At 74.4% G+C, this 1,528-nt stretch carries 2 protein-coding genes and 1 pseudogene; all 3 read right to left on the bottom strand.

What is annotated here, in order from left to right; all coding sequences use genetic code 11:
- Positions 1 to 55 precede the first annotated feature (55 nt).
- On the bottom strand, positions 56 to 547 hold the full coding sequence (locus tag PROKR_RS13375; RefSeq protein ID WP_036964042.1) for a PH domain-containing protein: 492 nt from the start codon (positions 545 to 547) through the stop codon (positions 56 to 58).
- A 34-nt stretch (positions 548 to 581) separates the two neighbouring features.
- Complete coding sequence (locus tag PROKR_RS13370; protein WP_036964041.1) at positions 582 to 1,067, bottom strand: DUF3180 domain-containing protein; 486 nt, start codon at positions 1,065 to 1,067, stop codon at positions 582 to 584.
- A gap of 1 nt (position 1,068) precedes the next feature.
- Positions 1,069 to 1,528, bottom strand: a pseudogene (locus PROKR_RS13365) (hypothetical protein); the annotation flags it as partial.

Below are 1,528 nucleotides of genomic sequence, written 5' to 3'. Positions count from 1 at the left end.
TCCGGGGCAGGCTCACCCTGGGCCGGGGCCCGGTCGACCTCGTGCTCCGGCGTGCTCACAGCCCCGCCAGCCGGGCCTCGCCGCGGGACGCGAGGCGGTCACGCAGGCGCGCCGCCTCGTCCGGGGGCAGGCCGGGGATCTGGGCGTCCGTGCCCACGGACGCGGTGTGGAGCTGCACCTTGGCCAGGCCCAGCCGCCGGTCGAGCGGGCCCGCCTCGACGTCCACGTACTGCATGCGGCCGTAGGGCACCACGACCATCGACCGGAACATGACGCCCTTGCGGATCAGAAGGTCGTCGTCGCGCTCGGCGTACCCGATCGCCCGGACCTGACGCGGGACCAGGAGGATCGACCACAGCAGGAAGAAGGCGGGCACCCCGGCGAGGATCCAGAACCACGGGCTCACGGTGACCGCGAGCACGATCCCGGCGACCGCCGGGATCCCGAGGCTGATCGTGCCCGGGACCAGCCGGGCCGTCACGAGTCGGGGGGACACGCTGTTCCAGGTCACGTCGTGCGGTTCGAATGGGCTGGTCATGCTGGCCATTGTTCCGCAGACCGGTTGCGCTGGGTAGCGGGCCTCAGGCCGGGGCCGGGGACTCGCCCTCCTCCGAGCTGGTGCGGTCCTTGTCGGACGGCGGCAGCTCGCAGAACTTCTCCACCACGAGACCGATCGCGGCGAGCACCACCGAGCACAGCACGGCGATGCCGGCCGCCACCGCGCGGTCGCGGCGCGGCTCGATCGCGAGGTCGCCCAGCACCACCAGCACCTGCGCCAGGTACCAACCGCCGAGCAGGGCGCCCGTCAGGGCGGCGGCCTTCGCCAGGACGAGCGTCCGGGCGGCCCGGATGCCGTCGAGGGAGGGCCGCTTGCCCTTCTGGTAGGCCCGCACGGCCCACCCCATCCAGAACACCACGCCGGCCAGCGCCAGGATCGCCACGTCGACGAGCCAGGGCACCACCAGCAGGTACACGCCCCGCGACTCGAGGGCCCGCAGCACGAGCCAGCCGACCACCGCGACTGCGACGAGGACTGCGATCAGGGTCCTGACGGGGGTTCTGCGCATCTCAGGCGTCGCGCCCCCGCTCGTCCCGGACCGGCACCCAGGAGGGCACCGAGTCGATCGGGCCGTCGGTCGGCGCGATCGACTGCTCGGTCGCGTAGCCCGGGACCCGGATCACGGTGTGGTCGTTGTCGTAGCCCGGGAGCTGCCCGTTCGAGTGGCCGGCGGACTGGCCGTTCACGTGCCCGTTCGAGGCCGGGTCCGGCGCACCCTGCGGCGGGTTGCCGACCGGGGCGAACACCGCCGCGGCGGGCTCCTGCGGGGCCCCGTTCACCGGTGGGAACACGCCGCTCTGCTGCCGCGACGGGTTGACCGGGGCGAACACCGGCTTGGCCGGTGCCGAGGCCGCCGGGGGCAGCGTCTCGCGCTCCGGCTCCTCGTGCGCCGTGTCCCGGACCGCACGGGGCGCGATCGGCGCGGGGACGAGTGCCTCCTCCGGCGGGGGCACGACGGACCCGTTGGCG

The sequence above is a fragment of the Promicromonospora kroppenstedtii DSM 19349 genome (assembly GCF_000515355.1).
Taxonomy (GTDB): Bacteria; Actinomycetota; Actinomycetes; order Actinomycetales; family Cellulomonadaceae; genus Promicromonospora; species Promicromonospora kroppenstedtii.
The sequence above is the reverse complement of the archived record's forward strand: the minus strand, read 5'-3'. Positions and strand labels throughout refer to the sequence as shown.

What these genes read in the sequence shown, in the direction of transcription:
- PROKR_RS13375 (WP_036964042.1), bottom strand. Translation starts at nt 547, where the DNA reads ATGGCCAGCATGACCAGCCCATTCGAACCGCACGACGTGACCTGGAAC.
- PROKR_RS13370 (WP_036964041.1), bottom strand. Translation starts at nt 1,067, where the DNA reads ATGCGCAGAACCCCCGTCAGGACCCTGATCGCAGTCCTCGTCGCAGTC.